3 protein-coding genes and 1 pseudogene are annotated in these 3,167 nt (G+C 50.7%); all 4 read right to left on the bottom strand.

Features of this window, described 5'->3' with window-relative positions:
* A partial coding sequence (locus tag ACWYRJ_RS20885) for a GTP-binding protein (protein WP_044784603.1) occupies positions 1-238 on the bottom strand: 238 nt, incomplete at its 3' end.
* Positions 239-307: 69 nt separating this feature from the next.
* Positions 308-2,422 (bottom strand): elongation factor G, encoded by a 2,115-nt coding sequence (fusA, locus tag ACWYRJ_RS20890; RefSeq protein WP_008503004.1) that lies wholly within the window; start codon positions 2,420-2,422, stop codon positions 308-310.
* A 96-nt stretch (positions 2,423-2,518) separates the two neighbouring features.
* Positions 2,519-2,989: a 30S ribosomal protein S7 gene (rpsG, locus tag ACWYRJ_RS20895; RefSeq protein ID WP_004106370.1), complete on the bottom strand. Its 471-nt coding sequence runs from the start codon at positions 2,987-2,989 to the stop codon at positions 2,519-2,521.
* A 96-nt stretch (positions 2,990-3,085) separates the two neighbouring features.
* Positions 3,086-3,167, bottom strand: a pseudogene (gene rpsL / locus ACWYRJ_RS20900) (30S ribosomal protein S12); the annotation flags it as partial.

Here is a 3,167-nt window from a genome sequence, read left to right on the forward strand (position 1 = left end):
CGTGTGCGTAGTGGCGAGTCGGGGTGTCGTACTCAACGTGAGAGGTGTTGATGGTGATACCACGAGCTTTTTCTTCTGGTGCGTTATCGATCTGGTCGAATGCACGAGCAGAACCACCGTAGGTTTTAGCCAGAACGGTAGTGATTGCAGCAGTCAGGGTAGTTTTACCATGGTCAACGTGGCCGATAGTACCAACGTTGACGTGCGGTTTTGTACGTTCAAATTTTTCTTTAGACACGGCTATATTCCTTACTATAGTGCTCTCCCCTCTGGAGAGAGCACGGGACTTAGGTTTTAATCCTGTGGATTACTTACCACGGGCTTCAATAACGGCCTGAGCAACGTTGTTAGGCGCATCATCATACTTCAGGAATTCCATGGTGTATGATGCACGACCTTTGGTCAGAGAACGCAGCTGAGTCGCATATCCGAACATTTCAGACAGCGGAACTTCAGCGTGGATCTTAACGCCAGTTACTTCGGATTCCTGACCACGCAGCATACCGCGACGACGGCTCAAGTCACCGATAACGTCACCGGTGTTCTCTTCAGGAGTTTCTACTTCAACCTTCATGATTGGCTCAAGCAGAACTGGTTTTGCTTTCTTAAAGCCTTCTTTAAAGGCAATAGACGCAGCCAGTTTAAACGCCAGTTCAGAGGAGTCAACGTCGTGGTAAGAACCGAAGTGCAGACGAACACCCATGTCAACAACCGGATAGCCAGCCAGAGGGCCCGCTTTCAGCTGTTCCTGGATGCCTTTATCAACGGCAGGGATGTATTCGCCAGGAATTACACCACCTTTGATGTCGTTGATGAACTCGTAACCTTTCGGGTTAGAGCCCGGCTCCAGTGGGTACATGTCGATCACAACGTGACCGTACTGACCGCGACCACCAGACTGCTTAGCGTGTTTACCTTCAATGTCGGTAACTTTCGCGCGAATCGCTTCGCGGTAAGCAACCTGAGGTTTACCCACGTTCGCTTCAACGTTGAATTCACGCTTCATACGGTCAACGATGATGTCCAGGTGCAGTTCACCCATACCAGCGATGATGGTCTGGTTAGATTCTTCATCAGTCCATACGCGGAATGATGGGTCTTCTTTCGCCAGACGGCCCAGAGCCAGACCCATTTTTTCCTGGTCAGCTTTGGTTTTTGGTTCAACTGCGATGGAGATTACCGGCTCAGGGAATTCCATACGCTCCAGAATGATCGGGTGATCCGGGTCACACAGGGTGTCACCAGTGGTCACGTCTTTCAGACCGATAGCTGCAGCGATGTCGCCCGCACGAACTTCTTTGATCTCTTCACGTTTGTTAGCGTGCATCTGTACGATACGGCCAAAACGCTCACGCGCCGCTTTCACGGAGTTCAGGATGGTGTCACCGGAGTTAACCACACCAGAATAAACGCGGAAGAAGGTCAGGTTACCCACGAATGGGTCGGTAGCAATTTTGAACGCCAGTGCAGAGAATGGCTCTTCGTCGCTTGCGTGACGCTCAGCCGGAGTATCTTTACCGTCGTCCAGGATGCCGTTGATCGCAGGAACGTCAACCGGGGATGGCAGGTAGTCAACTACCGCATCCAGCATCGCCTGAACACCTTTGTTCTTGAACGCAGAACCACAGGTTACCAGGATGATTTCGTTGTTCAGAACGCGCTGACGCAGAGCTTTTTTGATCTCTTCTTCAGTCAGTTCTTCACCACCCAGGTATTTCTCCATCAGCTCTTCAGAAGCTTCAGCAGCGGATTCGATCAGGTTCTGGTGCCATTCGTCAGCCAGGTCCTGCATTGCAGCTGGGATATCTTCGTATTCGAAGGTAACGCCCTGGTCTGCATCGTTCCAGTTGATGGCTTTCATTTTCACCAGGTCGATAACGCCGGTGAAGCCTTCTTCAGCACCAATTGCCAGCTGCAGCGGAACAGGGTTCGCGCCCAGACGGGTTTTGATCTGGCCAACAACTTTCAGGAAGTTAGCACCCATACGGTCCATTTTGTTAACGAACGCGATGCGTGGAACTTTATATTTGTTCGCCTGACGCCATACGGTTTCAGACTGTGGCTGAACACCACCAACTGCGCAATAAACCATTACCGCGCCGTCAAGCACACGCATGGAACGTTCTACTTCGATGGTGAAGTCAACGTGCCCTGGGGTGTCGATGATGTTTACGCGATGCGGTTCGTACTGCTTAGCCATACCTGACCAGAATGCAGTAGTCGCTGCGGAGGTGATAGTGATACCACGCTCCTGCTCCTGTTCCATCCAGTCCATGGTGGCTGCGCCGTCATGAACTTCACCGATTTTGTGGTTTACACCGGTGTAGAACAGAATACGTTCGGTAGTAGTGGTTTTACCGGCGTCGATGTGCGCACTGATACCGATGTTACGGTAGCGTGCGATGGGTGTTGTACGAGCCATTTGATTCCTCGTTTATATCTTTAGGCGTTCAGTTAAGTTACCCAGAGCGGGCGGCTTCTCTGAAGCGCCCGCCTGGTGACTAAGACTCCGAAGGGATTACCAACGGTAGTGTGCGAACGCCTTGTTGGCTTCTGCCATACGGTGAACGTCTTCACGTTTCTTAACTGCAGTACCTTTGTTGTCTGCAGCATCAGAAAGTTCGTTCGCCAGACGCAGAGCCATGGATTTATCACCGCGTTTACGAGCAGCTTCAACGATCCAACGCATTGCCAGGGCATTACGACGAACCGGACGAACTTCAACTGGAACCTGATAAGTAGAACCACCAACGCGGCGGGACTTAACTTCTACAGTTGGGCGAACGTTGTCGAGAGCGACTTCGAAAGCTTCCAGTTCATTTTTACCAGAACGCTGAGCCAGGGTCTCAAGCGCGCTGTATACGATTGCTTCTGCAGTAGATTTTTTACCATCTACCATCAGGATATTTACAAATTTTGCCAGCAGTTCTGATCCGAATTTCGGATCTGGAAGAATTTTACGCTGACCAATGACGCGACGACGTGGCATGGGAATACTCCGTTGTTAATTCAGGATTGTCCAAAACTCAAAGAGTTTAGTGTGACATTAAGATAAATCAGTTTGGCCTTACTTAACGGAGAACCATTAAGCCTTAGGACGCTTCACGCCGTACTTGGAGCGAGCCTGCTTACGGTCTTTAACACCTGAGCAGTCCAGCGCACCACGA

This window comes from Enterobacter sp. (genome assembly GCF_977039595.1).